The 25513-nt window shown below is 65.8% G+C and carries 25 protein-coding genes and 1 tRNA gene; 3 read left to right on the plus strand and 23 right to left on the minus strand.

Annotated elements, in window-relative coordinates:
• Window positions 1-81: 81 nt before the first annotated feature.
• From K3U93_RS17485 to argS, 22 genes are all read right to left on the minus strand, one after another.
• The gene (locus K3U93_RS17485; RefSeq protein WP_071509233.1) at window positions 82-525 is read right to left on the minus strand and encodes a DUF2550 domain-containing protein; all 444 of its coding nucleotides are present in this window, start codon (window positions 523-525) and stop codon (window positions 82-84) included.
• A 6-nt stretch (window positions 526-531) separates the two neighbouring features.
• Window positions 532-897, minus strand: coding sequence for a F0F1 ATP synthase subunit epsilon (locus K3U93_RS17490; protein ID WP_071509232.1), 366 nt, complete (start codon window positions 895-897; stop codon window positions 532-534).
• 29 nt (window positions 898-926) lie between these two features.
• Window positions 927-2387 carry a F0F1 ATP synthase subunit beta gene (gene atpD / locus K3U93_RS17495; protein WP_071509231.1) on the minus strand — a complete coding sequence of 487 codons (1461 nt, stop codon included), beginning with the start codon at window positions 2385-2387 and terminating at the stop codon, window positions 927-929.
• A 24-nt stretch (window positions 2388-2411) separates the two neighbouring features.
• On the minus strand, window positions 2412-3332 hold the full coding sequence (locus tag K3U93_RS17500; protein ID WP_071509230.1) for a F0F1 ATP synthase subunit gamma: 921 nt from the start codon (window positions 3330-3332) through the stop codon (window positions 2412-2414).
• A gap of 6 nt (window positions 3333-3338) precedes the next feature.
• Window positions 3339-5003 (minus strand): F0F1 ATP synthase subunit alpha, encoded by a 1665-nt coding sequence (atpA, locus tag K3U93_RS17505; protein WP_083011191.1) that lies wholly within the window; start codon window positions 5001-5003, stop codon window positions 3339-3341.
• A 55-nt stretch (window positions 5004-5058) separates the two neighbouring features.
• On the minus strand, window positions 5059-6399 hold the full coding sequence (locus K3U93_RS17510; protein ID WP_083011190.1) for a F0F1 ATP synthase subunit B/delta: 1341 nt from the start codon (window positions 6397-6399) through the stop codon (window positions 5059-5061).
• A 6-nt stretch (window positions 6400-6405) separates the two neighbouring features.
• The gene (locus K3U93_RS17515) at window positions 6406-6918 is read right to left on the minus strand and encodes a F0F1 ATP synthase subunit B (protein ID WP_071509227.1); all 513 of its coding nucleotides are present in this window, start codon (window positions 6916-6918) and stop codon (window positions 6406-6408) included.
• A gap of 21 nt (window positions 6919-6939) precedes the next feature.
• Window positions 6940-7185: a F0F1 ATP synthase subunit C gene (locus K3U93_RS17520; RefSeq protein ID WP_071509226.1), complete on the minus strand. Its 246-nt coding sequence runs from the start codon at window positions 7183-7185 to the stop codon at window positions 6940-6942.
• Window positions 7186-7283: 98 nt separating this feature from the next.
• Window positions 7284-8039 carry a F0F1 ATP synthase subunit A gene (gene atpB, locus K3U93_RS17525; RefSeq protein WP_083011189.1) on the minus strand — a complete coding sequence of 252 codons (756 nt, stop codon included), beginning with the start codon at window positions 8037-8039 and terminating at the stop codon, window positions 7284-7286.
• Window positions 8032-8508, minus strand: coding sequence for an ATP synthase subunit I (locus K3U93_RS17530; protein WP_071509224.1), 477 nt, complete (start codon window positions 8506-8508; stop codon window positions 8032-8034). Before K3U93_RS17530 ends, atpB begins: the two co-directional genes overlap by 8 nt.
• Window positions 8509-8733: 225 nt before the next feature.
• A complete protein-coding gene (locus K3U93_RS17535) occupies window positions 8734-9966 on the minus strand; it encodes a glycosyltransferase family 4 protein (protein ID WP_071509223.1) in 1233 nt (410 codons plus the stop codon).
• A 34-nt stretch (window positions 9967-10000) separates the two neighbouring features.
• Entirely contained in the window at window positions 10001-10654 is a 654-nt protein-coding gene (locus K3U93_RS17540) for an L-threonylcarbamoyladenylate synthase (RefSeq protein WP_071509222.1), read from the minus strand.
• Window positions 10651-11520 carry a peptide chain release factor N(5)-glutamine methyltransferase gene (gene prmC, locus K3U93_RS17545; protein ID WP_071509221.1) on the minus strand — a complete coding sequence of 290 codons (870 nt, stop codon included), beginning with the start codon at window positions 11518-11520 and terminating at the stop codon, window positions 10651-10653. The genes K3U93_RS17540 and prmC overlap by 4 nt, the downstream gene beginning before the upstream one ends.
• Window positions 11517-12590, minus strand: coding sequence for a peptide chain release factor 1 (gene prfA, locus K3U93_RS17550; protein ID WP_071509220.1), 1074 nt, complete (start codon window positions 12588-12590; stop codon window positions 11517-11519). The genes prmC and prfA overlap by 4 nt, the downstream gene beginning before the upstream one ends.
• Window positions 12591-12679: 89 nt before the next feature.
• On the minus strand, window positions 12680-12910 hold the full coding sequence (rpmE, locus tag K3U93_RS17555; protein WP_071509255.1) for a 50S ribosomal protein L31: 231 nt from the start codon (window positions 12908-12910) through the stop codon (window positions 12680-12682).
• A gap of 172 nt (window positions 12911-13082) precedes the next feature.
• The gene (gene fadD1, locus K3U93_RS17560; RefSeq protein ID WP_071509219.1) at window positions 13083-14672 is read right to left on the minus strand and encodes a fatty-acid--CoA ligase FadD1; all 1590 of its coding nucleotides are present in this window, start codon (window positions 14670-14672) and stop codon (window positions 13083-13085) included.
• A gap of 12 nt (window positions 14673-14684) precedes the next feature.
• Window positions 14685-16508, minus strand: coding sequence for a transcription termination factor Rho (rho, locus tag K3U93_RS17565; RefSeq protein WP_071509218.1), 1824 nt, complete (start codon window positions 16506-16508; stop codon window positions 14685-14687).
• Window positions 16509-16769: 261 nt separating this feature from the next.
• The gene (gene thrB / locus K3U93_RS17570) at window positions 16770-17717 is read right to left on the minus strand and encodes a homoserine kinase (RefSeq protein WP_139797062.1); all 948 of its coding nucleotides are present in this window, start codon (window positions 17715-17717) and stop codon (window positions 16770-16772) included.
• Between the two features lie 11 nt (window positions 17718-17728).
• Entirely contained in the window at window positions 17729-18811 is a 1083-nt protein-coding gene (gene thrC / locus K3U93_RS17575; protein WP_083011188.1) for a threonine synthase, read from the minus strand.
• Entirely contained in the window at window positions 18808-20133 is a 1326-nt protein-coding gene (locus tag K3U93_RS17580; RefSeq protein ID WP_083011199.1) for a homoserine dehydrogenase, read from the minus strand. Before K3U93_RS17580 ends, thrC begins: the two co-directional genes overlap by 4 nt.
• A 2-nt stretch (window positions 20134-20135) precedes the next feature.
• Window positions 20136-21554, minus strand: a complete 1419-nt coding sequence (gene lysA, locus K3U93_RS17585) for a diaminopimelate decarboxylase (protein WP_083011187.1) — start codon at window positions 21552-21554, stop codon at window positions 20136-20138.
• Window positions 21551-23203, minus strand: coding sequence for an arginine--tRNA ligase (argS, locus tag K3U93_RS17590; protein WP_083011186.1), 1653 nt, complete (start codon window positions 23201-23203; stop codon window positions 21551-21553). The genes lysA and argS overlap by 4 nt, the downstream gene beginning before the upstream one ends.
• Before the next feature lie 114 nt (window positions 23204-23317).
• Between argS and K3U93_RS17595 the strand changes: the two genes are divergently transcribed.
• Both K3U93_RS17595 and K3U93_RS17600 read left to right on the plus strand, forming a co-directional pair.
• Window positions 23318-23393: transfer RNA gene (locus K3U93_RS17595), tRNA-Arg, on the plus strand.
• A 328-nt stretch (window positions 23394-23721) separates the two neighbouring features.
• Window positions 23722-23898, plus strand: a complete 177-nt coding sequence (locus tag K3U93_RS17600; RefSeq protein WP_083011185.1) for a helix-turn-helix domain-containing protein — start codon at window positions 23722-23724, stop codon at window positions 23896-23898.
• 11 nt (window positions 23899-23909) lie between these two features.
• Here K3U93_RS17600 and K3U93_RS17605 read toward each other — a convergent pair whose 3' ends face one another.
• Window positions 23910-24335, minus strand: coding sequence for a hypothetical protein (locus tag K3U93_RS17605; RefSeq protein ID WP_139797061.1), 426 nt, complete (start codon window positions 24333-24335; stop codon window positions 23910-23912).
• Between the two features lie 164 nt (window positions 24336-24499).
• Between K3U93_RS17605 and K3U93_RS17610 the strand changes: the two genes are divergently transcribed.
• Window positions 24500-25504 carry a trypsin-like serine peptidase gene (locus K3U93_RS17610; protein ID WP_139797060.1) on the plus strand — a complete coding sequence of 335 codons (1005 nt, stop codon included), beginning with the start codon at window positions 24500-24502 and terminating at the stop codon, window positions 25502-25504.
• Window positions 25505-25513 lie beyond the last annotated feature (9 nt).

The raw sequence follows: 25513 nt of genomic DNA on the forward strand, positions 1-25513 counted from the left end.
CCAAGCACGGCGAGCAGACGCAGACTCGCATAAATCCGGCCGGCGCTATGCGATTCTGCGTCTGCTCGCCGAGGCTGCCGGTCACACGCTGCGACGGCGTGCGCGCGGCGACGGGCGGGATTCCAGCCAGGACAAGAATGCGGTCAATGCGCCCTTGTCGAGCGCGATCTCGTAACCGGACCTGCGGTCCTGCGTCGTGTCGCGCAGCTCCAGCACGACGATCTCGTCGGTCATGATGTCGAACTCGTCGCCGCGCGGCGCGCGCCGGGCCACGATCTCCACACCTCGCCGACTGAGCCGACGATCCGGCCACAACCGCAGGCTGGACAACCGATAGAAGGCGGCCTCGCCGCCGCGGTAGCGGATCACGCCGTGCCGCCAGCCGTGGCCCCCGACCGCGGGGATATCCCGCATGATCCCCGCCGTTCCGCCCTGGCGCAGCTTCCACAACCGATAACTCAGGGCGAGGACGGCCGCCCCCAACACGACGACGAGCACGACCATGCCGACCATGGGCGCGCTCATCGGCGGTTAATCGATCGCGCCGACGGCGCGCAGTCTGGCGCGTCCCCTGGCGGCGATGCGCGGATCGTCGGACTCGGAATCCTCCTTGGCCGCGGCCTCGTCGATCTCCGACTCGAACGCGGCGGATTCGGCAAGAACGGTGACCCTCTCCTCGGTCACCGACAAGAAGCCGCCATCCACGGCGATCCGCAGGTCGTCTTCGCCTTCCCGTTCGACGCGCACCATGGCGTCGTCGACCAACTGGGCCACCAGCGGGATGTGGCGGGGCAGGATGCCGATCTCGCCGACGGTGGTGCGGGTGAACAGGAACGTTGCCTCACCCGACCAGATCTTTCGGTCGACGGCGACGATCTCGACGTTCAATTCGGCCATGCCACAGACCCTTTCGATCTAGCCGTAAGTCAGAGCTTGGCGCCGAGGCTCTCGGCCTTCTTGGCCAGGTCGTCGAGGCCACCGATCAAGAAGAAGGCCTGCTCGGGCACGTGGTCGAACTCACCCTTGGTCAGGCGGTCGAACGCCTCGATGGTCTCCTTCACCGGGACCGTCGAACCCGGTTGGCCGGTGAACTGTTCGGCCGCCATCATGTTCTGGGAAAGGAACCGCTCGATGCGCCGCGCCCGGTTGACCAATTGCTTGTCCTCTTCGGACAGCTCGTCGATGCCGAGGATGGCGATGATGTCCTGAAGGTCCTTGTACCGCTGCAAGATCCGGATGACTTCCTGCGCGACGCGGTAGTGCTCTTCGCCGACGATGCCGGGGTCGAGGATGGTCGAGCTCGACGCCAGCGGATCCACCGCGGGGAAGATGCCCTTGGAGAACACCGACCGGGACAGCTCCGTGGTGGCGTCCAGATGCGCGAAGGTCGTCGCGGGTGCGGGGTCGGTGTAGTCGTCGGCGGGCACATACACCGCCTGCATGGAAGTGATCGACCGGCCCCGTGTCGAGGTGATGCGCTCCTGCAGCTCGCCCATCTCGTCGGCCAGCGTGGGCTGGTAACCCACGGCCGAGGGCATGCGACCGAGCAGCGTCGACACCTCGGAGCCGGCCTGGGTGAACCGGAAGATGTTGTCGATGAACAACAGCACGTCCTGGCCCGCCTCGTCGCGGAACCACTCGGCCATCGTCAGCGCCGACAGCGCCACCCGCATACGGGTGCCGGGCGGCTCGTCCATCTGACCGAACACCAGCGCGGTGTCCTTGAGCACGTTGGCTTCCTTAAGCTCCACCCAAAGGTCGTTGCCCTCGCGGGTGCGCTCCCCCACCCCGGCGAATACCGAAGTGCCACCAAAGTTCCGGGCGATGCGGTTGATCATCTCCTGGATGAGCACCGTCTTGCCCACCCCGGCGCCGCCGAACAGGGCGATCTTGCCGCCGCGCACGTACGGGGTCAGTAGGTCGACGACCTTCAGGCCGGTCTCGAGCATCTCGGTGCGGGGCTCGAGCTCCTCGAAGGGTGGCGGCTTGCGGTGAATCGACCAGTGCTCGAAGTCTTCTCCGTATCCCGGCTTGTCCAGGCAGCGACCCAGCGCGTCGAAGACGTGGCCCTTGACCTCTTCGCCGACCGGCACCGAAATGGAGTTACCGGTATCGGTGACCTGGACACCGCGCACCAGGCCGTCGGTGGGCTGCAGCGAGATCGTGCGCACCAGGTTGTCGCCGAGGTGCTGGGCAACCTCCAACGTGAGGGTCTTGGCCAGCGCCTCGAAGGTGATCTCGGCGTGCAGCGCGTTGAACAGCTCCGGGACGGAACCGCGCGGGAACTCGACGTCGACCACGGGCCCGGTGACCCGAACCACGCGGCCGGTGGTGTCCGTCTCCGTCGACTTTTGGGTCTTGTCAGTGGTTTCAGTAGTAGCAACCATAATTTTCTTCGCTTCCTGGTGAGGCTACTTGGTGGCGTCGGCGAGCGCGTTTGCGCCACCGACGATTTCGCTGATTTCCTGGGTGATTTGGGCCTGGCGCTCGCGGTTGGCCTCCAGCGTCAGGGCCTTGATGAGGTCGTCGGCGTTGTCGGTGGCCGACTTCATCGCCCGCTGGCGCGACGCCAGCTCCGACGCCGCGGATTCGAGCATTGCCGCATACACGCGGGTGGTCAGGTACCGCGGCAGCAGGGCCTCGAAAAGCGTTGTCGCATCTGGCTCGAACGAATACAAAGTATGCAGTTCGGGTTCTTCCTCGACGTACTCGACCACCATCGGGGCAATCCGGTGGGCCACCGCCGACTGCGACAACATCGACTTGAACTCGGTGTAGATGATGTGCAACTCGTCCACCCCACCGGGGGCGTCGGACCGGCCTTCCTCGTCTTCTCCCGCGCCGAGCATGAACGCATCGACCAGTGTCGAGGCGATCTCGGCGGCGCCCTCATACTTGGGTTGCTCCGAGAAACCCGACCACGACTCCGTGATGTCCCAGTTCCGGAAGCTGTAGTAGTTCAGCGCTTTACGGCCCACCACGTACAGCGCCGGCGTCTTGCCCTCCTCCCGCAGCAAGGAAAACAACTCCTCGGCGCGGCGGAAGACGCTGGCGTTATAGGCGCCACACAGACCACGGTCGGAGGACACCACCAGCACGCCGGCCCGCTTCGGGTTGGTCCGCTCGACGAGCAACGGATGGTCGAGTGCGGCTTCGGCGGCCAGAGTTGTGAGCATCCTGGTGATCTCGAAGGCGTACGGCCTGCCGGACTCGAGACGAGCCTGTGCCCTGCCGATGCGCGACGTCGCGATCAGCTCCTGGGCCTTGGTGATCTTCTTGATCGACCCAGCGGAGCGGATCCGTCCGCGCAATTCGCGAAGTGTGGCAGCCATCGGTTGCTACTTCTTTTCCTTCTTCTCGACCTTCTCCGGCTTGGGCTTCTTGACCTTCACCGATTCCTTTGCCAGCTCGTCGGCGTCCAACGCCTCGACGTGTTCGTCGGGCACGACCGACCCGCCGCCGGTGGCCGCGAAGCCCTTCTTGAAGTTCTTGATGACCTCGGTGAGCGCGTCGGCGGTTTCGTCGGTGAGCTGCTGGCTATCCCGGATGGTGGCCAGGATCTTTTCCTCGGAGGCCCGAATGTGGTCCAACAGTTCGACTTCGAACCGCCGGACATCCTCCACCGGTACCGAGTCCAGGTGACCGCCGGTGCCCAGGAAGATCGACACCACCTGCTCCTCGACGGGCATGGGTTGGTATTGCGGTTGCTTGAGCAACTCGACCAGCCGCGCGCCCCGCTCCAGCTGCGCCTTGGAGGTGGCGTCCAAGTCAGAAGCGAACGCGGCGAATGCCTCCAGTTCGCGGTACTGCGACAGGTCCAGGCGCAGTGAGCCGGCGACCTCTTTCATTGCCTTGATCTGTGCGGCGCCACCGACCCGAGACACCGAGACACCGACGTTGATGGCCGGCCGGACACCCTGGTTGAACAGGTCGGTCTCCAAGAAGCACTGCCCGTCGGTGATCGAGATGACGTTGGTGGGGATGTAGGCCGAGATGTCGTTGGCCTTGGTCTCGATGATCGGCAGGCCGGTCAACGAGCCGCCGCCGAGCTCGTCGGAAAGCTTCGCGCAGCGCTCCAACAGCCGCGAGTGCAGGTAGAACACGTCACCCGGGTAGGCTTCGCGGCCCGGCGGCCGGCGCAGCAGCAGCGAGATGGCGCGGTACGCCTCGGCCTGCTTGGTCAGGTCGTCGAAGACGATCAGCACGTGCTTGCCGTCGTACATCCAGTGCTGCGCGATCGCCGAACCGGTATACGGTGCAAGCCATTTGAAGCCGGCCGAGTCCGACGCCGGCGCGGCGACGATGGTGGTGTAGTCCATGGCGCCGCCCTCTTCCAGCGCGCGACGCACGGCGGCGATCGTGGTGCCCTTCTGGCCGATGGCCACGTATACGCACCGCACCTGCTTTTTCTCGTCGCCGCTCTCCCAGTTCTGGCGCTGGTTGAGGATGGTGTCGACGCAGACCGCCGTCTTGCCGGTCTTACGGTCGCCGATGATCAGCTGGCGCTGGCCGCGACCGATCGGGGTCATCGCGTCGATGGCCTTGATCCCGGTCTGCAAGGGCTCTTTGACACCCTGCCGCTGCACCACCGACGGCGCCTGCAGCTCCAGCGCGCGCCGCTCGCCGGCGTCGATGTCTCCGCGCCCGTCGATCGGCTGGCCCAGCGGGTTGACCACCCGCCCCAGGAACGCGTCGCCGACGGGGACCGACAGGACGTCGCCGGTGCGCTTGACCTGCTGGCCTTCTTCGATCTTCTCGAAGTCGCCCAGGATCACCACGCCGACGCTGTGCTCGTCGAGGTTCAGCGCGACGCCGAGGACCCCGCCGGGAAACTCGAGCAACTCCTGGGTCATGACCGACGGCAAACCTTCGACGTGCGCGATGCCGTCGCCGGCGTCGATGACGGTGCCGACTTCCTCGCGCGAGGTGTCGGAGGTGAAGGAGCCTACGTACTCCTCGATGGCACTCTGAATGTCATCAGCCGAGATTGTCAACTCTGCCATGGCTTTTCGTCTTCCTACTTGATTTCGTTCGCGTGGGTCCGTAATGGGAGTGCGTTCAGTCGGGCACCTGGGTCTTGGCCGCGGCCAGGCGAGACGAGAGCGTCCCGTCGATCACCTCGTCGGCCACGGCGATTAACAGGCCCCCCAGCAATTCGGCATCGATGTCCAGCTGCACTGTCACCGGATGGCCGTAGATGCGGCTCAGCACCTGGGTGAGACGAGTGCGCTGGGCATCGCTGAGGGGGGCCGCCGCGTTGACTTGCGCGACGACTTCGCCGCGGCGCGCCACCGCAACTTCCGCCAGGAACTTCATGGCTTCCTCGGCCGGCTCGCCTCTGAGCAGCTCGACGGTCTGGGTCAGCAGTGCCAGCGCGATCGGGTTTACCGTGGTGCTCGCGTTCTCAAGCACCTTGCGCAACAACCCAACCCGACTCTCGGCCGGAACCGCGTAGTCGCCCAGCAGGATGGCAAGCCGGGGCTGCGCGTCGAGAATGCGGGAGAACCGGAACAATTGGTCTTCGACCTCGTCGACCCGATCCTCGCGTTCGGCCACTTCCAGCAGCGCTTGCCGCGACACGTGTTCGATGGCGTCGACCAGATCGGCGTTGGCCGACCAACGTTCCGAAACGGCCACGCGCAGCACGTCGAGCGTGGCGTCGCCGACTTTGCCGGATACCAGTCGCTCGATCAACCGGACCCTGGGCGCCGCGTCTTCGGCCGGCACGGTGAGATACCGGGTGACGACGATCTCTCGATCCAGCATTTCGGCCACCGATACCAGCTCGCTGGAGAGCGTGGAAAGTGCTTTGTTATCGAGGTTCTCGGCCATGGCACGGAACCGATCCGACAGGCTGACCAGTGCCTGCCGGCTCGCCGAGCGCATCTTCGTCAGCAGCGGGTATTCGACCTCGGCGGATGCCGGCGCCATGGCGTCGAGCTCGTCCAGCACCCGATCGACGGTGGCCGACCGCTGCGCCGCGTCGGCAACGTAGTTGCGCACCAATTCCTTTGCCTGGCGCACGGATTCGTGGCCAAGCTCCAGGCGAAGCTGACGGGTCAGCTGCGTCCGCAGCAACTCGACCTGGCGCGCGCCCTGCACCTTGACGCGCTCCGCCTCGATCTCGGCCTGCGTCTGGAATTGCTCGGTGATGCGTTCCGCGTCGGTCTGGGCCTCCTCGACGACCCGTTTCGCCTCCACCCGCGCGGCTTCCACGGCCTTGCTGTGGGCCGTGGTCGACTCGGTCAGCCGCTCGGCGGCCACGGCCGCATCGGCCAGCTGCTGGCGCACCGTGTTCTGCTGGGTGGTCATCAACTTGCGCACCGGCGGCACGACGTAGCGCACCACCAGGAACACGATGACCGCGAACCCAACCAACTGTCCGATAAAAGTCGACATCGATGATTACCTCGTCGCGGCCGAAGTGGAGACGTCGACGCCGAGGATTCGACTGGCCAACGTTGCCGACATGCTTGCGACATTGGCGCGCAGGTCCAGTTCCACGGCGTCCCTTTCGCGCTTCAATTGCTGGGCGGCCAGCTGCACGGTCGACATCACCTCTTGCTCGGCACGGGCGCGCGCGTCTTCGACGACCTTACGACCTTCCGCCCGGGCGTTGTCGCGGAAGGACGACGCCTGCACGCGGGCTTCGGTCATAGCTTTCTCGTAATCGGCCTGGGCGGCTTCGAATTGCTCGGCCGACTTCTTGCTGTCGGTGGTGGTCTTGGCGACCATGGCGTCGCGTTCCCGCAACACTCTCAGGATCGGTGGCACGACGAACGTGCCGATGATGCCGAGCACGATCAGGAAGATGGCCAGCACGAAAAAGAAAGTGCCGTTGGGAACAAGGAAGTTACTGGTCTTGCCCCCCTCTGCTGCCTGGCTTGCGGCCAGCACAATGGGGTTCATTGCACCCATTTGCAACCCATCACGCCCTAATTACGTGACGGGGGTGGCGAAGACGAACAACGCCATGAACGCCAGGTTGATGAAGTAGGCCGCCTCGACCAGACCGACCGTGATGAAGAACGGCGTGAACAACCGGCCCTGCGCCTCGGGTTGCCGGGCGATACCCGAAACCAGCGCGTTACCCGCGATACCGTCACCGATGCCGGCGCCGATCGCGCCGCCGCCCATGATCAGTCCACCGCCGATGAGGGCACCGGCAGCGATAGTGGGGTCCATTCTTTTCCTCCTTTATTCAGCTTTATCTGCTGGCTTATCTGGTAGCGGTCTACCAGGCTCCTGTAATAGCGCGTGGGCCAGGACAATTCGTGGCGGTCCTAGTCATGGTGCTCCTCCAGCTCCATGGCTTGGCTGAAGTACAAGATGGTCAAAATCGCGAAGATGAAGGCCTGGATCGCCCCGACGAACAAGTCGAACGACTTCCAGACCGCGTTGGGCAGCCACATGATGTAGGGGGGGAAGAGCGCGATCAGCGCCACCAAGATCCCGCCGGCGAAGATATTGCCGAAAAGTCGGAGCGACAACGAGATCGGCTTCGCCATTTCCTCGACGAGGTTGATCGGCGCCAGGAACGCCACGTGTCCCTTGAGCAGCTTGATCGGGTGTCCGATGATGCCGCGGCGCCAGATCCCGGCGATGTGATAGCAGACGAACACGAAAAGGGCCAGCGCCAGCACGTAATTGATGTCCGCCGCCGCCGACTTGAGTAGCTCGGTGGTGTGCCCGGATTTATCGGTGTATTGCAGCGGGAGCACCGAGAGCCAATTGGAGATCAGGATGAACACGAAGATCGTGACCGCCAGCGGCAGCACGAACGGCGCGATGCGCATCCCGATGGCGCTTTCGATCTGGTTGCGCATCTGTATGGTGATCGCTTCCCAGAACAATTGGACTCCGCTGGGTACGTCGCTCGACGTGACCTTGGCGCGCAGGAAGAAGGCCAGCGCGATCACGATCACCGCGGCGATCGCCGTCGACAACACCGTGTCGGTGTTGACGGTCATCCCCAGCCAGGTCGCGGTGGTGTGCTCGCCGACCTCGATCTGGGAACCGGCCAGGATCGTCTCAGTCATCGCCGGTGCCCCTCTCTTCCGTCCCTGCCTGGGCCTCCACGCCCGACGTTGGTGCCGGCTCCCCGGCGCGCAACTTCTTCCAGACGGGCAGTGCGGTCGACGCGACCAAGAGCACCTGGAACAGCGCCAGCCCGAACACCACGCCCAATCCGGCGGGACGGAAAACGTAGGCGATGATCAGCCCGATGATGGTGATAATCGCCAGCCGGGACGCCGAGTTGAGCGCCATCGACCTTTTCAGCGGGTGTGCCCGGGCCGTGATCGATTCAACCGAGCGCTGCACCATAACGGCGTTGAGCAAACCCAGGAGCAACCCGATACCAAAGAACGCCCCAACCATGAGGTGACCCGACAATCCGGCGGCGAGCATTGCCGCCGCGGTGATCCCGACGCTGATCACGAAGAGCCGAACGGGGCGGAAAGCAACAGAGGGAAACACCAACGGCGCGTCCTGCGCTGGTGTCGTCACTGCAGCACCTCAATCCCAGGTAGTGGGGCGGAAACCCTCCGACCGACCGATCGGTGGCCCGCCGAGCGTATCGCACGTCACACTGGAATCACTCAAGGGGTAGCTCCCTATGTCGGTCGTGAATCGGCGCGATCGGACAACCATCCGAAGGGCCGGCTGGCCGGCAACCCTCAAGGCTTCTTTTTGGGGTTCTACCTGCACCGTACCACATGGTGGACATCACTACTACTGCTTGTCGTAGCTCTCGTCTTCGTAGTCGTCGCGGCGGCGCAGGAGCGGAATCACCGTCGCCACACCGGCAATCACGATTGCGCCCAGCATTACCGCGGCGGTATCGCGCGGGTTGAAAAAGATCGTGCTCGCGGCGCCGAACGCGACGATGCCCACCCACAGATAGATCAGCAGCACGACCCGGCGATGCGAATGACCGATCTGCAGCAACCGGTGGTGCAGGTGCATCTTGTCGGGGCTGAACGCGCTGCGGCCCGCGCGGGTGCGGCGCACGATCGCCAGCAGGAGGTCGAGCATCGGGACGAATATGACGGCCGCCACGAGCAGAAACGGTGACAGCAGAGCAAACACGTCGCGGGCGCCGTAGGCGTTCTGCGAGACCGGGCCGGCCGCGGTCGTGGAAGCGGCGGCGAGCATCAGGCCGATCAGCATCGACCCGGAATCGCCCATGAAGATCCTGGCTCGATGGAAGTTGTGCGGCAAAAATCCCAGACAGGCCCCCGCGAGCACCACCGAGATCACGGCGGGTGGATAGAACAGCACGTCGCCGCCGTGGTCGCGCAGCAAACCAACCGAGAACATACAGATCGCCAGCGCCGTGATGAGCCCCAGCCCGGCCGCCAGTCCGTCGAGGCCGTCGACGAAGTTCATCGCGTTGACGACCGACACGGTCAGCGCCAGGGTGAGCAGGATCGACGAGGCTTGGTCCAGCACGATGGTGCCGACGCCGCCGATGGGGATGTAAAGGACGCTCCAGGCGACGCCCATGGTGACCAGCACGCTGGCCGCCGTGATCTGACCGGCGAACTTCGTCAGCGCATCCAGGCCCCAACGGTCGTCGATCAGGCCGATGCCCATGATCACCGCACCCGCCACCAGAACCGCGGGCATGCCGGTCGAATAGACGAACCCCCGGGTGAGCGCCGGAAGCTGTGATGCCAGAAAGACGGCCGAGACAACGCCGAGAAACATTGCCAGCCCGCCCATCCGGGGCGTCGGCGTCACGTGCACGTCGCGTTCCCGCGGGTAGGCGACCGCTCCCAGCCGGGTGGCCAGCACCCGCACCGGCCCGGTCGCGAAGTAGGTGATGATCGCCGCGGTCAGTCCGACCAGCGCGAGCTCGCGCAGGGGGACGCCGGCGCCGCGATCGGTCAGGGCGAGGAAACCACCGGCGAGGCTGGCTAGATCACTGGCGGGGCCGCTGGACACCTCGGAACCGTACTGCACCAGCCTGAGACACGAACAACCGCGCCGCAGCTCGCTAGCCGGTCAAACTCGTCGGGTCCACCCCCAGCACTTCGGCGATCCGCTCGACGTTCACCGGGCCCGCCCGCAGGACGCGCGGGGTGTCTCCGGTCAGATCGACGATCGTGGAGGCGGCCTGCTGCTGCGACGGGCCCGCGTCCAGATAGACGTCGACGAGATCGCCGAGTTGGCTGCGCGCCTCGTCGGCGTCCACCGCGGGCGGGCGTCCGGAGACGTTGGCACTCGATACCGCCATGGGCCCCACCTCACGCAGCAGCTCGATGGCAACCGGGTGCAACGGCATCCGCAACATGACGGTGCCGCGGGCATCGCCGAGATCCCACCGCAACGAAGGCGCCTGCGCCACCACCAGGCTCAGCGCGCCCGGCCAGAACGCACGGATCAGTTCGCGAGCCCCGTCGGGCATCGTGTAGACCAGGCCCTCGATGGTGTGCCAGGAGCCGACCAGCACGCCCACCGGCATGTCTCGGCCCCGTCCCTTTGCCGACAGCAGCGCGGCCACCGCGGCGCTGTCGAAAGCGTCGGCCCCGATGCCGTACACGGTGTCCGTCGGCATGACGACCAGCCGGCCGCCCTTGGCCGCCCCCACCGCCGAGGCGATTCCCACCGAACGCTGGTCGGGGTCGGCACAGTCGAACACCGCGGTCACGGCCCTCCCCTTTTGCGGGCCGTCACGAATCTCGGCCGGCCGACCAGGTCCCGCCGGGCCTCGATGTCTTCGAAAAGCCCTGTGCCCTGGACCAATTCGACGGTCTGTGACGATGCGGTGTCATGATGCTCGACGGCGAACAGGCCGCCGGCGCGCAGCCAGCGCCCGGCGAGGCGGACTACGGCGGCGATCACCGCCATCCCGTCCGGCCCGCCGAACACCGCGTGCGGCGGATCATGTTGGGCCACTTCGGGTTCCACCACGGTGCCGTCGGGAACGTAGGGTGGGTTGGCCACCACCAGGTCGACACGCCCGTCTAGTTCGGGAAGCAGGCCCGGCTTACCGACCGGCTCGGTGACGTCGGCGCGCACGAGCTCAACGGCCGTGCCCTCGGCGTTGCGGCGCGCGTACCCGAGGGCCGCGTCGGAGTCGTCGATGCCGATGACCCGCGCCTTCAGTCCAAGGTTGGCCCGGTGTTGGGCCAGCGCCACCGCCAAGGCGCCGGAGCCGGTGCACAAATCGACGATCACGGGCCGCGCCGGTAGTCGTTGGGCGGTGGCCCATGCCAAGATGGCCTCCGTCTCCGGCCGCGGGATGAACACACCGGGGCCGACGTGCAGCAGGACCGGGCCGAACGCCGCCGTTCCGGTGAGATGCTGCAACGGCATTCGCCGCGAGCGCGCGGCCACGATGTCGCGGTACCGCCCGAAGAATTCCTCGCCGGGCGGGTCGAGCAGGGTCAGCCGACCGCGCTCAACACCCGCCAGATGGGCGGCCAACTCCTCGGCGTCGTAACGCGCGGAGCCGATCCCCGCTTCGGCCAGTTGCGCCGCAGCGGAGTCAATCGCGCGCCGCAGGATGGTCATACCTGTTGCAGCCGGGACTGCTTGTCGGCGGCGCTCAGCGCGTCGAACAACGCGTCCAGGTCGCCGTCGAGCACCTGATCGAGATTGTATGCCTTGTAACCGATTCGGTGGTCGGTGATCCGGTTCTCCGGGAAGTTGTAGGTGCGGATCCGTTCGCTGCGGTCCACCGTGCGGATCTGACTGGCCCGATCGGCCGACGCGTCGGCCAGCGCCTGTTCCTCGGCCATTGCCTGCAGCCGAGCGGCCAGCACCTGCAGCGCGCGGGTCTTGTTCTGCAGCTGCGACCGTTCGTTTTGGCAGGTGACCACGATCCCGGTGGGCAGATGCGTGATCCGCACCGCGGAGTCGGTGGTATTAACCCCTTGGCCGCCCTTTCCGGAGGACCGGTACACATCGATGCGCAGGTCGGACTCGTCGATCTGCACCTCACCCACTTCCTCGGGTTCGGGATAGACCAGCACGCCCGCCGCCGAAGTATGCACGCGGCCTTGGGATTCCGTCACGGGGACCCGTTGCACGCGATGCACCCCGCCCTCGAACTTCATCCGCGACCACACGCCGTCGGCCGTGTCACCCTTACTGGCGATCGCGAGCGTCGCGTCCTTGTAACCGCCCAGATCCGAGGTGGTTTCGTCCAGCACCGTCACCGTCCAGCCATGCCGCTCGGCATAGCGGATGTACATCCTGGCCAAATCGGCGGCGAACAATGCCGATTCCTCGCCGCCCTCACCGGATTTGACTTCGAGCACGATGTCGTCGGCGTCGTGCGGGTCGCGCGGGGCCAGCATGTCGGTGAGCTGGATGTCCAACTCGGCCACCCGTGATTCCAGCGCCGTGGCTTCGTCGGCGAACGACGCGTCGTCGGTGGCCAGTTCGCGTGCGGTCTCCAGGTCGTCGCGCGCCGATGCCAGCTTGCGGTAGGTGGCCACGATCGGGGCCAGGCGGGCGAACCGGCGTCCGGCCTTGCGCGCCGCGGCGGGGTTGCTGTGCAATTCGGGATCGGCCAGTTGCCGCTCGAGCTCGGCGTGTTCGGCAAGCAGCACGTCAATCGTCTGCACCGGCTGCGTCATGTCACACCTCCTGCCCGTCCTTTACCGCAAACGCGAACCGACGCCCGGCCTGTGCGGCTTCGAGCACAGTTCGGGCGTCGGGAACCCAGCTATTTATCGGCGGTGGCTCCGGCCTTGCGCTTGCCGTAGCGCTTTTCGAAGCGGGCCACCCGGCCGCCGCTGTCGAGGATCTTCTGCTTGCCGGTGTAGAACGGGTGGCACTGCGAGCAAACCTCGACGACGATGCGGCCTCCCGGCTTGGTGCTGCGCGTCTGGAAGGTGTTGCCGCACCCGCAGACCACCGTGGTCTCCGCGTAGGCGGGATGAATCTCAGCTTTCATGATGTCCTCTTCGATCGTTTGTCGCCCGGCTCCCCGCATCGGATCCGACGGTCGGGCGTGAACTTAGAACCTGAGGCGGTTGTGGGGTAGTCGAGCATCGATTATGCCAGGTCAACCGCCACCCTCCCAAAACACCGGGCTGCGCCCCCGCATTCCCGGGCGCCCGGCAGCGTTAGCGGTGATCGAGCTCGCCGGGGGTGTAATCCTTGCTTCGCCCGATACGCGTCCAGACAACGCCGCTGCCGGGATTCGTGCCGCGCGCGGTCAGCTCGCGCTTGAGGATCTTGTTGGTCGCCGTGCTCGGCAGCCGATCGGTGAGCCAGACGTGGCGGGGCCAGGCCTTGGGCGACAGGTCGGGCTGGGCGGCCAGGAACCGGCCGAACTCCTCCGGCGTCAGCGCCGCGTTGTCGGCCAACACGATCGCCGCCATCACCTGGTCACCGGCATGTTTATCGGGCACCGCGTACACCGCGACCTGGTTGACCGGCGCCAGGCGCTGCAGGATTCGTTCGATAGGTGCCGTGGTCATGTTTTCGCCGTCGACGCGCAACCAGTCACCGCTGCGCCCTGCGAAGTAGATCCACCCGTCGGCATCCCGGTAGGCGAGGTCGCCCGACCAGAACATGCCGTGCCGAAGGCGCGCGTCGGTGGCCTCGGGGTCGTTGTAGTAGCCGGCGAACAGCCCCGCGCCGGTGGTGTTGACCAGCTCGCCTATCGCCTCGTCGGCGTTGGTCAGGGCGCCGTCATCGTCGAAGGCGGCCGCAGGACACTCGGCGAGCGTGTCCGGGTCGTAGATGGCGACACCGGGAAAGCCCCGGCCGAGCGATCCGGGCGGGCAGCCGCTTTCCCGGGTGATGATGATCGCGCCCTCGGTCGACCCGAAGCCGTCCCACACCGTGCAGTCGAAACGACGGCCGAACTCGGCGATGTCGCGGTCGCTCGCCTCGTTGCCGAAGGCGACCCGCAGCGGGTTGTCGTGGTCGTCGGGTTGCTCCGGCGTGGCAAGGACGTAGGCAAGCGGTTTGCCGACGTAGTTCATGAAGGTGGCCCCGTACCGACGCAGATCGGGCAGCAACCCGGAGGCCGAGAACGTGGCGGGGACCATGGCCGCGCCGGCGCCGACCGCCACGCTCCATCCGGCCAGCAGCGCGTTGGAGTGAAACAGCGGCATCGACAGATAGCAGACGTCGGAGGAATCCATCCCGAACCGCGCGATCAGGGTGGTACCGGCAAACAGCACGGTCAGATGGGTGACCTGCACCGCCTTGGGTTCGCCGCTGGTTCCGGAGGTGAAGATCATCATGACGGTGTCGGACGGCACGACCTCGCGATATGGGGCCAGCGTTCCGGCACCGTCCAGCAGCGCCAACCACGACTCACCGGACACGTCGAACACCTGCACACCGGGCAGCTCGAGGCCGTCCAGCAACCCTTTGTGCGCCGGGTCGGTGAGCAGGATCTGGCAGTCGGCGTGCAGGATGTCCCGCTCCAGCGCGGCACCGCGACGGGTGTCGTTGATGCCGCATAGGACGTATCCGCCAAGCGCCGCCGATGCCATGGCGGTGAGCATCTCGGGGCTGTTGCCCAGCAATGCGCCGACGTGCAGCGGACGGTCCGGGTTCGCGGCCCGGATCAGGGCGGCGGCGCTGGTGGCGGCGTCGGCCAGGTGCTCGCGCCAGGTCCAGACCCGTTCGCCGTACTTCAGCGCCGGCGTGTCCTGGTCCAGGCGCTCCCGAAGCAGTTGCTGCAGCGTCTCCGCCACGGCCGGACTCGGCTAGTCGTTGTCCGCGCCCGGCGTGTTCTTGGACACCTGGACCAGGAACTCGTAGTTGTTCTTGGTCTTGCGCAGCTGCGACATCAGCAAGTCGATGGCCTGGTGGGAATCCAGGCCCGACAGCACGCGGCGCAGCTTGTGCACGATGGCGAACTCATCGGGCGACAGCAGCAGCTCGTCCTTGCGGGTACCGGAGGGGTTCACGTCGACCGCGGGGAAGACCCGTCGTTCGGCGATCTTGCGGTCCAGTTTGAGCTCGGCGTTACCCGTGCCCTTGAACTCCTCGAAGATGACCGTGTCACCGGTGGATCCGGTCTCGACCATCGCGGTGGCGATGATGGTCAGCGACCCGCCTTCCTCGATGTTGCGTGCCGCGCCCAGGAAGCGCTTGGGCGGGTACAGCGCGGTGGAGTCGACACCACCGGACAGGATCCGGCCCGACGCCGGCGACGCGTTGTTGTAGGCGCGCCCGAGGCGGGTGATCGAGTCGAGCAGCACCACGACGTCCTTGCCCTGCTCGACGAGCCGCTTGGCGCGTTCAATGGCCAGCTCGGCGACCGAGGTGTGGTCCGACGGCGGCCGGTCGAAGGTGGAGGCGATGACCTCACCCTTGACCGAACGCTGCATGTCGGTGACCTCCTCGGGCCGCTCGTCGACGAGCACGACCATGAGGTGGCATTCCGGGTTGTTCTTGGTGATCGCGTTGGCGATGTCCTGCAGGATCGTCGTCTTGCCGGCCTTGGGCGGCGACACGATCAGCGCGCGCTGGCCCTTGCCGATCGGCATGATCAGGTCGATGACCCGCGTGGTCAGCCGATCGGTGGTGGTTTCCAGACGCAGCCGCTGGTTGGGGTAGAGCGGCGTCAGTTTGCCGAACTCGGGGCGCTTCTTGGCGTCGTCCACCGAGCCGCCGTTGACGGTGTCCAGGCGCACCAGCGGGTTGAACTTCTGCCGCTGGTTGGGCTGCTCGCCGTCCCGGGGCACCCGAACCGCGCCGGTCACCGCGTCGCCGCGGCGCAGGCCGTTCTTGCGCACCATGTTCATGGACACGTAGACGTCGTGCGGGCCGGCCAGATAGCCGGAGGTGCGCACGAACGCGTAGTTGTCGAGGACGTCGAGGATGCCGGCCACCGGCTGGACGACGTCGTCCTCGCGCAGTTCGGCGTCGGTGCCGTCACCCGACCGTTCGCCGCGGCGGCGGCGATCGCGGAACCGGCGTCCCCGCCGGCCCTGACGCCCGTCACCGTCGTCGTCTTGCTGGTTCGAGCCACGCGGCTGCTGTTGGCCCGAGCTCTGCTGGTCACCGGCTTCTTGTCCGCGCTCGTCCGTTTTGGTGTCCTGTTGGCCCTCCGGGCGGCCGTTGGCCGCGCCCTCCCGTGCGCCCGAGCCCTCACGGTCCGCCTCCCCGGCGGTGCGAGTGGCCGATCCCGCCTCGCGGGAGGTACCGCGTCGTTCGCGGCGCGGCGCCTCGGTTGTGGAACCGTTCCGTTCCCCGCGGGGTTGTTCCCCTTGGGCTTGGGCGGCCGGCGCTTCGGCGGTGGCCGTGTCGGATTTGCCGCCGCCCTCTTGGGCACCAGCGGCCGAGGCGCCGTTGGCCTGCCCCCTGATTTCCTGGATCGCGGCGATGAGTTCGTTCTTGCGCATGCCCGACGTCCCCTTGACGCCGGCTTGGTTAGCCAGCGCGCGCAGCTCGGGCAGCACCATGGTGGTCAGGGAGCCGGCCGAGGCGTTGGCTTTGACGTCGGGTGTGTCTGTGGTCACGGCATTGGACAGCCGATTGTCGTCGGTGCTTTCGCCAGCCGTGAACAGGTCCGTATCGGTCACGGATTTCCTTTCTTCCCCCGCCGATCAGGTTCATACGGGGGTTCGTTGCATTCAGCCAAATTGCCGAGTGCGCCCAATCTTCGACTCTGCAACGGTGATCGCCAGGATGGGCGGAGAAAGCGGCGAACCTCGTCCACGAGAAGAATTGGTGTTGTCCTAGCGGCAAGGCAGTATGTATGCAGATGCTGCGATTGCTGGACGGCTCCGAGGATAGCCCGCATCCTTGCCGGAAGCAAGCAAACCCTCCAGCCACGTCGTGGATTAACCGGCTACCGTGACTCCCGGACTCCAGCGAACTCCCTCGCCGGCGGTCATTTTGGTGATGGTAAATCCATTTGCGGCCCCGTACTCCAGCGCTTTCGAGGGCAACTCCGGCTCTGTGCTCAATGCGATCAGCGAGGGACCAGCCCCAGAAAGCGTCGCTGCCACCTTATGACGCCGCAGCAGGCGCAAATATTCCGCCGAGACCGGCATCGCCGGGGCACGCTGCGGTTGATGAAGCACGTCTTCGGTGGCCGGCATCAGCAGGTCCGGCCGTTCGGTGAGGGCCACCACCAGCAGCGCGGCGCGGCTGACGTTGAACCTGGCGTCGTCGTGGCTGACCTGGGCCGGCAGCAGCACCCGGGTCTCCGCGGTCAGCGAGCGCTCCTCGGGGATCGCGCAGAACACCCGGATGTCGGGATGAAGCCGCAGCGGTACCGCCAGGTAGTCGGGCCGATCACCGGTGCGCTCGATCCACGAAACCACCGCACCACCCAACACCGCGGCCGCCGCATTGTCGGGATGACCCTCGAACTCCGAGGACAGCTGGATCAGCTGAGCTACGCTTAGCAGCGTCGAATCCGTCTGTGCGACAAGACCATTCACCGCCGCCAAACCTCCGACAACAGCCGCCGCCGACGAGCCGAGACCGCGGGAATGCGGGATGGCGTTGCGGCAGCGCACCACCAGGCCCGCGGCGCCGACCCCCACGGCCCGCAACCCGCGTTCGACGGCGCGCACCACCAGATGTTCGGCGTTCAACGGTACCTGGTCGGCACCTTCGCCCTCGACGGCGACCACCAAGCCGGAATCGGTTGTCTCCACAACTATCTCGTCGCAAACGCTCAGTGCCAGGCCGATGCTGTCGAAACCGGGGCCAAGGTTAGCGCTGGACGCCGACACTACGGCGCTGGCCACCAGCCCGGCAGGCAGCATCTGGGTCACCAACAGGCTTTCATCTACACAAGCCCCAGCTTCTCAACGACGAGCACGGGATCGACGGGCAGCGGGGACACGCTCGGCATGTCCTTCAGCGCGGTGTCGGGATCCTTGAGGCCATTGCCGGTCACCGTGCACACCACCGTCGACCCGCGGGCCACCCAGCCGTCGTCGACGGCCTTGAGCAGGCCCGCGATGCTGGCCGCCGACGCGGGCTCGACGAAGACCCCCTCGGAGGCGGCCACCAGGTGGTACGCCGCCAGGATCTCCTCGTCGGTCGCGGCCAGGAAGCGCCCGTTGGATTGCCGCTGCGCCTCGACGGCGGCCGTCCACGACGCCGGCGCGCCGATGCGGATCGCGGTCGCGATGGTCTCCGGGTGGCTGACCGGTTCGCCGAGCACCAGCGGCGCCGCGCCGGCCGCCTGGGTGCCCAGCATGCGGGGCAGCTTGTCGATCACGCCTTCCTGGTGGTACTCGGTGTAGCCCTTCCAGTACGCGGTGATGTTCCCGGCGTTGCCGACGGGGAGCGCGTGCACGTCCGGCGCGGCGCCCAGCGCGTCCACGATCTCGAACGCAGCCGTCTTCTGGCCCTCGATGCGCACCGGGTTGACGGAGTTGACGAGCGAGATCGTCGGGAAGTCGGCGGCCATCTTGCGGGCCAGTTCCAGGCAGTCGTCGAAGTTGCCGTCGATCTGGATGATCTTGGCGCCGTGCATGACCGCCTGCGCCAGCTTGCCCATCGCGATCTTGCCCTGCGGTATGAGCACCGCGCAGGTGATGCCGGCACGCGCGGCGTATGCCGCCGCCGACGCCGAGGTGTTTCCGGTCGACGCGCACAACACGGCCCGCTGGCCGCGGGCCACGGCGTCGGTGACCGCCATCGTCATGCCCCGGTCCTTGAAGGAGCCGGTGGGGTTGAGGCCTTCGACCTTGAGGTGGACGGTGCAGCCGGTCTTTTCCGACAGCCGGGTCGCCGCGATCAGCGGGGTGCCGCCCTCGAGCAGGGTGACGGGGGTCCAGTCGTCGCCGACGGGCAGCCGGTCGCGGTACGCCGCGATCACACCCGGCCAGGGTTGGTGGATGGCCGTGCGCGGAGCGCTCATAGGCTGGTCCCTTCCAGTCGCAGCACGCTTGCCACGCCCTGCACGACGTCCAAATCCGCCAGCGCGTGGACGGTTTCGGACAGCGCGGCATCGGAGGCGGTGTGGGTGACCACCACGACTCGGGCTCCCACCCGTCGCCCGCCCTCGTCCACCACGCCTTCCTGGCGGACCTCGGCGATGCTCACCTCGCGCCTGGCGAATTCCGCTGCCACCGAGGACAATACGCCAGGCTTGTCGGCGACGTTCATGCTGACGTAATAGCGTGTGGAGATGAAACCCATTGGGGCGATGGGTAGTTGGGCGTACTTGGACTCTTTCGGCCCGCGACTGCCCAGGACCCGGTTGCGGGCGGCCATCACCAGGTCACCGGTCACCGCAGACGCGGTCGGCGCGCCGCCGGCCCCCTGGCCGTAGAACATCAGCCGCCCCGCGGCCTCGGCCTCGACCACCACGGCGTTGAATGCCCCGCTGACGGTGGCGAGCGGATGCGACAACGGCACCAATGCCGGATAGACACGGGCCGAAACTCGTTCCTGCCCATCGTCTCCCGTGATGCGCTCGCAAATGGACAGCAGCTTGATGGTGCAGCCCAGGGCGCGCGCGGAGGCGAAGTCGGCCGGGGTGATCTTGGTGATGCCCTCGCGGTAGACGTCGTCGGCGGTCACCCGGGTGTGGAACGCGATCGACGCCAGGATCGCGGCCTTGGCCGCGGCGTCGTAGCCTTCGACGTCGGCGGTGGGATCGGCCTCCGCATAGCCCAGCGCGCTGGCGTCGGCCAGGGCGCCATCGTAGTCGGCGCCGGTGCTGTCCATCGCGGACAGGATGTAGTTGGTGGTGCCGTTGACGATGCCGGCCACCCGCAGCACCGTGTCGCCGGCCAGCGACTGCGTGAGCGGGCGGATGACCGGGATGGCGCCCGCGACCGCCGCCTCGAAATACAGGTCGACGTGGGCGGTTTCGGCCGCCTGCGCCAATTCCCCGGTGGACGTGGACAGCAACGCCTTGTTGGCCGTGACGACGGACTTGCCGTGCTCCAGCGCGGACAGGATCGCCTTGCGGGACGGCTCCACCGGTCCCATCACCTCGACGACGATGTCGACGTCCTCGCGAGAGACGAGCTCCTCGATGTTGTCGGTGAGCAGGCCGACGGGCACGCCGCGGTCGGCGCCGATCCGACGCACCCCGATGCCGCGCAGCACCAGTGGGGCGCCGACGCGAGCCGCCAGATCGTCGGCGCTGTCCTCGATGATGCGGACGACCTCGCTGCCGACGTTGCCCAACCCGAGTACCGCTACGCCGACGGGCTTTTCGTCACCGGACACGGTCACCTCACTTCCAGACTCAGCAGATCGTCGACCGTCTCCCGGCGCAGGATCAGGCGGGCGCGGCCCGCGCGCACGGCTACCACGGCGGGACGGCCGACCATGTTGTAACGGCTCGACAGCGAATAGCAGTAGGCGCCGGTCGCGGCGACCCCGAGCAAGTCGCCGGGCTGCAGGTCGCCCGGGACCCAGGCGTCGCGGACGACGATATCGCCGCTTTCGCAATGCTTTCCGACGACGCGGGCCGGCTCCGCCGGCGCATCGCTTTTTCGCGAAACCAACCGGGCGTCGTACTGCGCGTCGTACAGCGCGGTGCGGATGTTGTCGCTCATGCCGCCGTCGACGCTGGCGTAACGCCGGTGCGCCGTGGCGCTCACGTCGACGTCCTTGACGGTGCCGACTTCGTACAGCGTGATGGTACCCGGGCCGGCGATGGCGCGTCCGGGCTCGACCACCAGCCTGGGGGTGGGCAGCCCGACGGCGGCCGACTCGTCGCGCACGATGGAGCTCAGCTTGGCCGCCAGTTCGGCCACCGGCGGTGGGTCGTCGGGCGCGAGGTACGAGATGCCCAGGCCGCCACCGAGATCGACGGTGGACAGCTGGGCTGTCTTTTCCGCGCCGAACTCGGCGACAATTTCGCGTAGTAGGCCGATGACGCGGTGCGCGGCGAGTTCGAAGCCGGCGACGTCGAAGATCTGGGAGCCGATGTGGCTGTGCAGGCCGACCAGTCGCAGGTGATCGGTCGCGAAGACCCGGCGCACCGCCGCCATCGCCGCGCCGCTGGCCACCGACAGCCCGAACTTCTGGTCCTCGTGCGCGGTGGAGATGAATTCATGGGTGTGCGCCTCGACACCGACGGTGAGGCGCACAAGCACGTCCTGGACGATGCCCGCCTCGGCCGCGATGGCGTCGAGGCGCTCGATTTCGGTCATCGAGTCCAGCACGATGTGGCCCACTCCGGCCTTGACCGCGGCGGTCAACTCCGCGACGGATTTGTTGTTGCCGTGGAAGGTGATTCGCTCGGGCGGGAAGTCGGCGTGCAGCGCGACGGCCAGTTCGCCGCCGGTGCACACGTCCAGCGCGAGCCCCTCTTCGTCGATCCAGCGCGCTATTTCGCCGCACAGGAACGCCTTGGCCGCGTAGTGCACGTTGTGGCCGCCGCCGAAGGCCGCCGCCATGTCTTGGCAACGGGAGCGAAAGTCGTCCTCGTCGATGACAAAGAGCGGGGTCCCATACTCCTGGGCGAGATGGGTAACCGGGACTTCCGCGATGGCCACCACTCCGGCTTCATCGCGAGTCGTGTTGCGTGGCCATACGTTTGGAGCCAGCCGCAGGAGCTCCTCGGGGGATTGCGGGCGCGGCGGGCTTTCGGCGTGACGCGTTTCGTCGGCATGCCGGGGACCGGCGGGGTGGACGTTCACATTCGCTCCGGGGCGCTGACGCCGAGTATTGCCAGCCCGTTGGCGATGACCTGGCGGGTAGCCTGGCACAGCGCCAGGCGCGCGGTGTGCAGGTCGGTGGGCCGCTCGTCGCCCTGGGGCAACACCCGGCAGGAGTCGTAGAACCGGTGGTAGTCACCGGCGAGGTCTTCCAGGTAGCGACACACCCGGTGCGGTTCCCGCAGGGACGCCGCCGTTTCCAGCACCCGCGGGAATTCGCCGATGGTGCGCAGCAGCGCACCCTCCTTGCCGTGGCCGAGTAACTCGAGGTGCGCAGTGTCGGGGACCAGGCCGAGTTCGGCGGCGTTGCGCGCCAGCGCCGAAAGCCGGGCGTGCGCGTATTGCACGTAATAGACCGGGTTTTCGTTGGATGCCGAGGACCACAATTCCAGGTCGATGTCGATCGGGGTGTCCACCGACGAGCGGATCAGACTATAGCGCGCCGCGTCGACGCCGATCGCCTCGACCAGGTCGTCGAGCGTGAGCACGGTGCCGGCCCGCTTGCTCATCCGGACCGGCTGGCCGTCGCGGACCAGGTTGACCAGCTGACCGATGAGCACCTCGACGGTGGCCGGGTCGTCGCCGAACGCGGCGGCCACGGCCTTGAGCCGCGCGACGTACCCGTGGTGGTCGGCGCCGAGCATGTAGATGCACAGGTCGAAGCCGCGTTGCCGCTTGTCCAGGTAGTAGGCGATATCACCCGCGATATAGGCCGGCTTGCCGTCGCTCTTGATCACGACGCGATCCTTGTCATCACCAAAAGCGCTGGTGCGCAACCAGGTTGCGCCGTCCTTCTCGTAGATGTTGCCGGTCTCGCGAAGCCTGGCGATGGCCTCCTCGACGCGGCCGCTGGTGTGCATCGAGTCTTCGTGCGTGTAGACGTCGAAGTCGGTGCCGAATTCGTGCAGCGACTCTTTGATGTGGGTGAACATCAGGTCGACGCCGATCGCGCGGAAGGTCTCGTGCATCTCGGCGTCGGGCAGGCTCAGCGCGTCGGGCGCCTTCCGCAATACCTGCGCGGCGATGTCGGTGATGTAGCTGCCGGCGTAGCCGTCGGCGGGGATTGGTTCGCCCTTGGCCGCCGCGATCAACGAGCTGGCGAACCGGTCGATCTGGGTGCCGTGGTCATTGAAATAGTATTCGCGCACCACGTCGGCACCCTGAGTGGACAACAACCGTCCCAGCGCGTCGCCGACGGCGGCCCAGCGGGTGCCGCCGATGTGGATCGGCCCGGTCGGGTTGGCCGAGACGAACTCCAGGTTGACCTTGTGTCCGGCCAGCGCGTCGGAGCGACCGAACTCGTCGCCGCCGTCGATGACGTCGTTGACGACCTTGGCCTGCGCCGACGCCTCGAGGCGCATATTAATGAAGCCGGGTCCCGCCACCTCGGCTTCCGCGATGCCGTCGGCCTGTTTTAGCGCCTCGGCGAGCCATCCGGCCAGCTCGCGGGGATTTGTCCCGACCTTCTTGCCCAGCTGCAGCGCCAGGTTGCTCGCGTAGTCGCCGTGCTCGGGGTTGCGCGGCCGCTCCACCGTGACGACCGGCGGCAATGCGGCAGCGTCCAACCCGCGCTCGGCCAGTACCGCGGCAGCGGTGGTTTTGAGCAGCTCAGCCAGGTCGGCGGGGGTCACGAACGTCCATCCTATGGGCTGGGGTGCTCTCGCCCCGAATCCATTGCGGTGGCCGAGCGGCCACCCGCATGCGCTAGTCTGGCGGGGCCCATGGCGCGACACTCACGTCGGCGCGCCCCCGTAGCTCAGGGGATAGAGCGTCTGCCTCCGGAGCAGAAGGCCGCAGGTTCGAATCCTGCCGGGGGCACCATAGCTAGCAGAATCGAAAGACCTGCTAGACGGTGCTTTTGAAGGTTGCTATGGCATCCACTCAGGACGCCCTACCTATCCGCTACCTATCCGGTTTCGGTTTGCCCTAGCCGGATTCGTTTGCCACCACCCGCCCTGGCGGAGTCGCGTACTTCACGCGCTTTCGCTCAGTCTGCTATTCTCGCAATGTGGCTTAGCCCGCCATAAGTGCGCTCCAATGAAGCGCGAATATTAGCCGATAGTATTCAATTCATTGAGAACGCTAGCGATCACCATTGATCCGCCTCTAGAGCGTTGGCTATTCAATCGCCGCGATTTAGGGATTCACAGTGTCTAAACGCCTACTCATTTCAACGACCCTTGCCGCCGAACGGCTAGACGTCTCTCCCAATACCGTTCGTCAATTCATCGCGGACGGAAGATTCAAGGGGTACAAAGTAGGTCGGCTTGTCAAAGTTGATATGGCCGAAATCGAAGCCTACCTAGATAGGGTGGCGACAAGCTAAAGAGGCTGTGACTAGCCATCGTCCGCGCTTGGCTCAATCTCTCTGATATCGTCTGCGTTCTTGGCAAGAATATGTTTCAGGGGTTTTCCGTCTGGACCGTAAATAGTAGTATAGTTGGCTGGCGTGTCCTTATTCTTTTCAAAGCGACCGCGGAGCCAACGTTTCGTGCCCTCGTAGATGTCCTTAGCAATCAAGCTGAGCACGGTTGTGCTGACTCCGCCACCGATCCATATGCCGACCTCCTCAAGTGCAGCCACAGCAGTGTCGGTCTGCGGCGTTGCATGTGGATATGCGAATGGAATCTGAACTTGGTATTTATCACTGTCAAGTTCAGCCTTTAGTTGCCGAAGTGACTCGTGCGTAGAGCGGGAATATAGGTAAGGACCTGAAACGCGGACACTAACCGTCGGCGGCTCATCTTCTGGCGTTTTCCCCATGCAACGGATTTTAGCGCCGAAAGCCGTCCAGCCACGTACGCAACGCAGGAGCACTTGCCGCGCGGCCTAGCCCCACGTTCCGCCCGGCAAGCTCATCTGAGCACGTGCGTCGGGTTGTCGGTCCCACTCCCTATAATCCGTCTCGAACGCTAGCAGGAGGCAGGATGGACACAGGTTTTGGAAACAATCAGCTTTATTGCGCGTGCAGACTGACCATCACGCATTACTATGAACCGGGCGAAAAAGAGTCAGAATGTCAGGGCACCGGATTTTTGGTCGAGTTTCCCAACAAAGACAACAGGCTCGGCCTTGTGACCAACCGTCATCTTGTCGATATTCCTTGGGCCAAGCCTGAACGCGAAGGGACGGTACTTAAGTCAATCAAAGCGGAGATGTGGCAGAGCAATAAGCTTCGGATCGAAAAGACGTTTGCCAATCCTGAACCGCTGTTTCACGATGACCCGTCAATCGATATCGGCATTATCCCGTTCGGGCCTGAGTTCGACCCTATGACGCTTGGCACGCCATACGACACGTTTGAAAACATTTTTCCCGACCATGAAACAATGGAACAATTGACTTTTCAGCACGGTTTGAGTTGGGAGTATTTGTTGAAGTGTGAAAGACTGTGGCCTCAACTTAGACCGGGCGAGCTTGTGATGTTCCCTGGTTATCCGGTGTGGTTCGACAGGGCAGAGATTAGGCCGGTACTGCGTTCGGGCATGATCGCCAGTGATCCGCACACAAACTACCGCAGGCACGACGGAGAACCTACCAACCATGATGGCAATCAGCAGATTTTGTTTGATGCGTTCTCCACTAGCGGTAATTCTGGTAGCCCGGTGTTTGTCGCTCAGCGCGGTCTGGCACCGTTAGAACTAAAAGTGCCAACTGCCAACAATCCAATGCCGCAGGTCGCAGCCAAGCTCAATTTTGAGCCCTACCACGAACCATTTTTGATCGGGATTAACGCGGGACACTTCAATGAGCACGCCAACGATCACGCGGGCTTGTCTCGGCTGCACAAGCTGTCAGCGATCATGGAGATACTTCGTGCCAATGAGGCCGAACCGCAGCCACTCGCCCGCAACATGTCGTTGCGCATCCCCCTTGACAACGCAGTGGGATTCAAACCGCCAGCGACCCTTGCCGAGGAATCGAATGATTAACCCCACCCG

It is taken from the genome of Mycobacterium malmoense (assembly GCF_019645855.1).
GTDB lineage: Bacteria > Actinomycetota > Actinomycetes > Mycobacteriales > Mycobacteriaceae > Mycobacterium > Mycobacterium malmoense.

What these genes read in the sequence shown, in the direction of transcription:
- K3U93_RS17485 (WP_071509233.1), bottom strand. Translation starts at nt 525, where the DNA reads ATGAGCGCGCCCATGGTCGGCATGGTCGTGCTCGTCGTCGTGTTGGGG.
- K3U93_RS17490 (WP_071509232.1), bottom strand. Translation starts at nt 897, where the DNA reads ATGGCCGAATTGAACGTCGAGATCGTCGCCGTCGACCGAAAGATCTGG.
- atpD (WP_071509231.1), bottom strand. Translation starts at nt 2,387, where the DNA reads ATGGTTGCTACTACTGAAACCACTGACAAGACCCAAAAGTCGACGGAG.
- K3U93_RS17500 (WP_071509230.1), bottom strand. Translation starts at nt 3,332, where the DNA reads ATGGCTGCCACACTTCGCGAATTGCGCGGACGGATCCGCTCCGCTGGG.
- atpA (WP_083011191.1), bottom strand. Translation starts at nt 5,003, where the DNA reads ATGGCAGAGTTGACAATCTCGGCTGATGACATTCAGAGTGCCATCGAG.
- K3U93_RS17510 (WP_083011190.1), bottom strand. Translation starts at nt 6,399, where the DNA reads ATGTCGACTTTTATCGGACAGTTGGTTGGGTTCGCGGTCATCGTGTTC.
- K3U93_RS17515 (WP_071509227.1), bottom strand. Translation starts at nt 6,918, where the DNA reads ATGGGTGCAATGAACCCCATTGTGCTGGCCGCAAGCCAGGCAGCAGAG.
- K3U93_RS17520 (WP_071509226.1), bottom strand. Translation starts at nt 7,185, where the DNA reads ATGGACCCCACTATCGCTGCCGGTGCCCTCATCGGCGGTGGACTGATC.
- atpB (WP_083011189.1), bottom strand. Translation starts at nt 8,039, where the DNA reads ATGACTGAGACGATCCTGGCCGGTTCCCAGATCGAGGTCGGCGAGCAC.
- prmC (WP_071509221.1), bottom strand. Translation starts at nt 11,520, where the DNA reads ATGACCATCCTGCGGCGCGCGATTGACTCCGCTGCGGCGCAACTGGCC.
- prfA (WP_071509220.1), bottom strand. Translation starts at nt 12,590, where the DNA reads ATGACGCAGCCGGTGCAGACGATTGACGTGCTGCTTGCCGAACACGCC.
- rpmE (WP_071509255.1), bottom strand. Translation starts at nt 12,910, where the DNA reads ATGAAAGCTGAGATTCATCCCGCCTACGCGGAGACCACGGTGGTCTGC.
- thrC (WP_083011188.1), bottom strand. Translation starts at nt 18,811, where the DNA reads ATGAGCGCTCCGCGCACGGCCATCCACCAACCCTGGCCGGGTGTGATC.
- K3U93_RS17605 (WP_139797061.1), bottom strand. Translation starts at nt 24,335, where the DNA reads ATGGGGAAAACGCCAGAAGATGAGCCGCCGACGGTTAGTGTCCGCGTT.
- K3U93_RS17610 (WP_139797060.1), top strand. Translation starts at nt 24,500, where the DNA reads ATGGACACAGGTTTTGGAAACAATCAGCTTTATTGCGCGTGCAGACTG.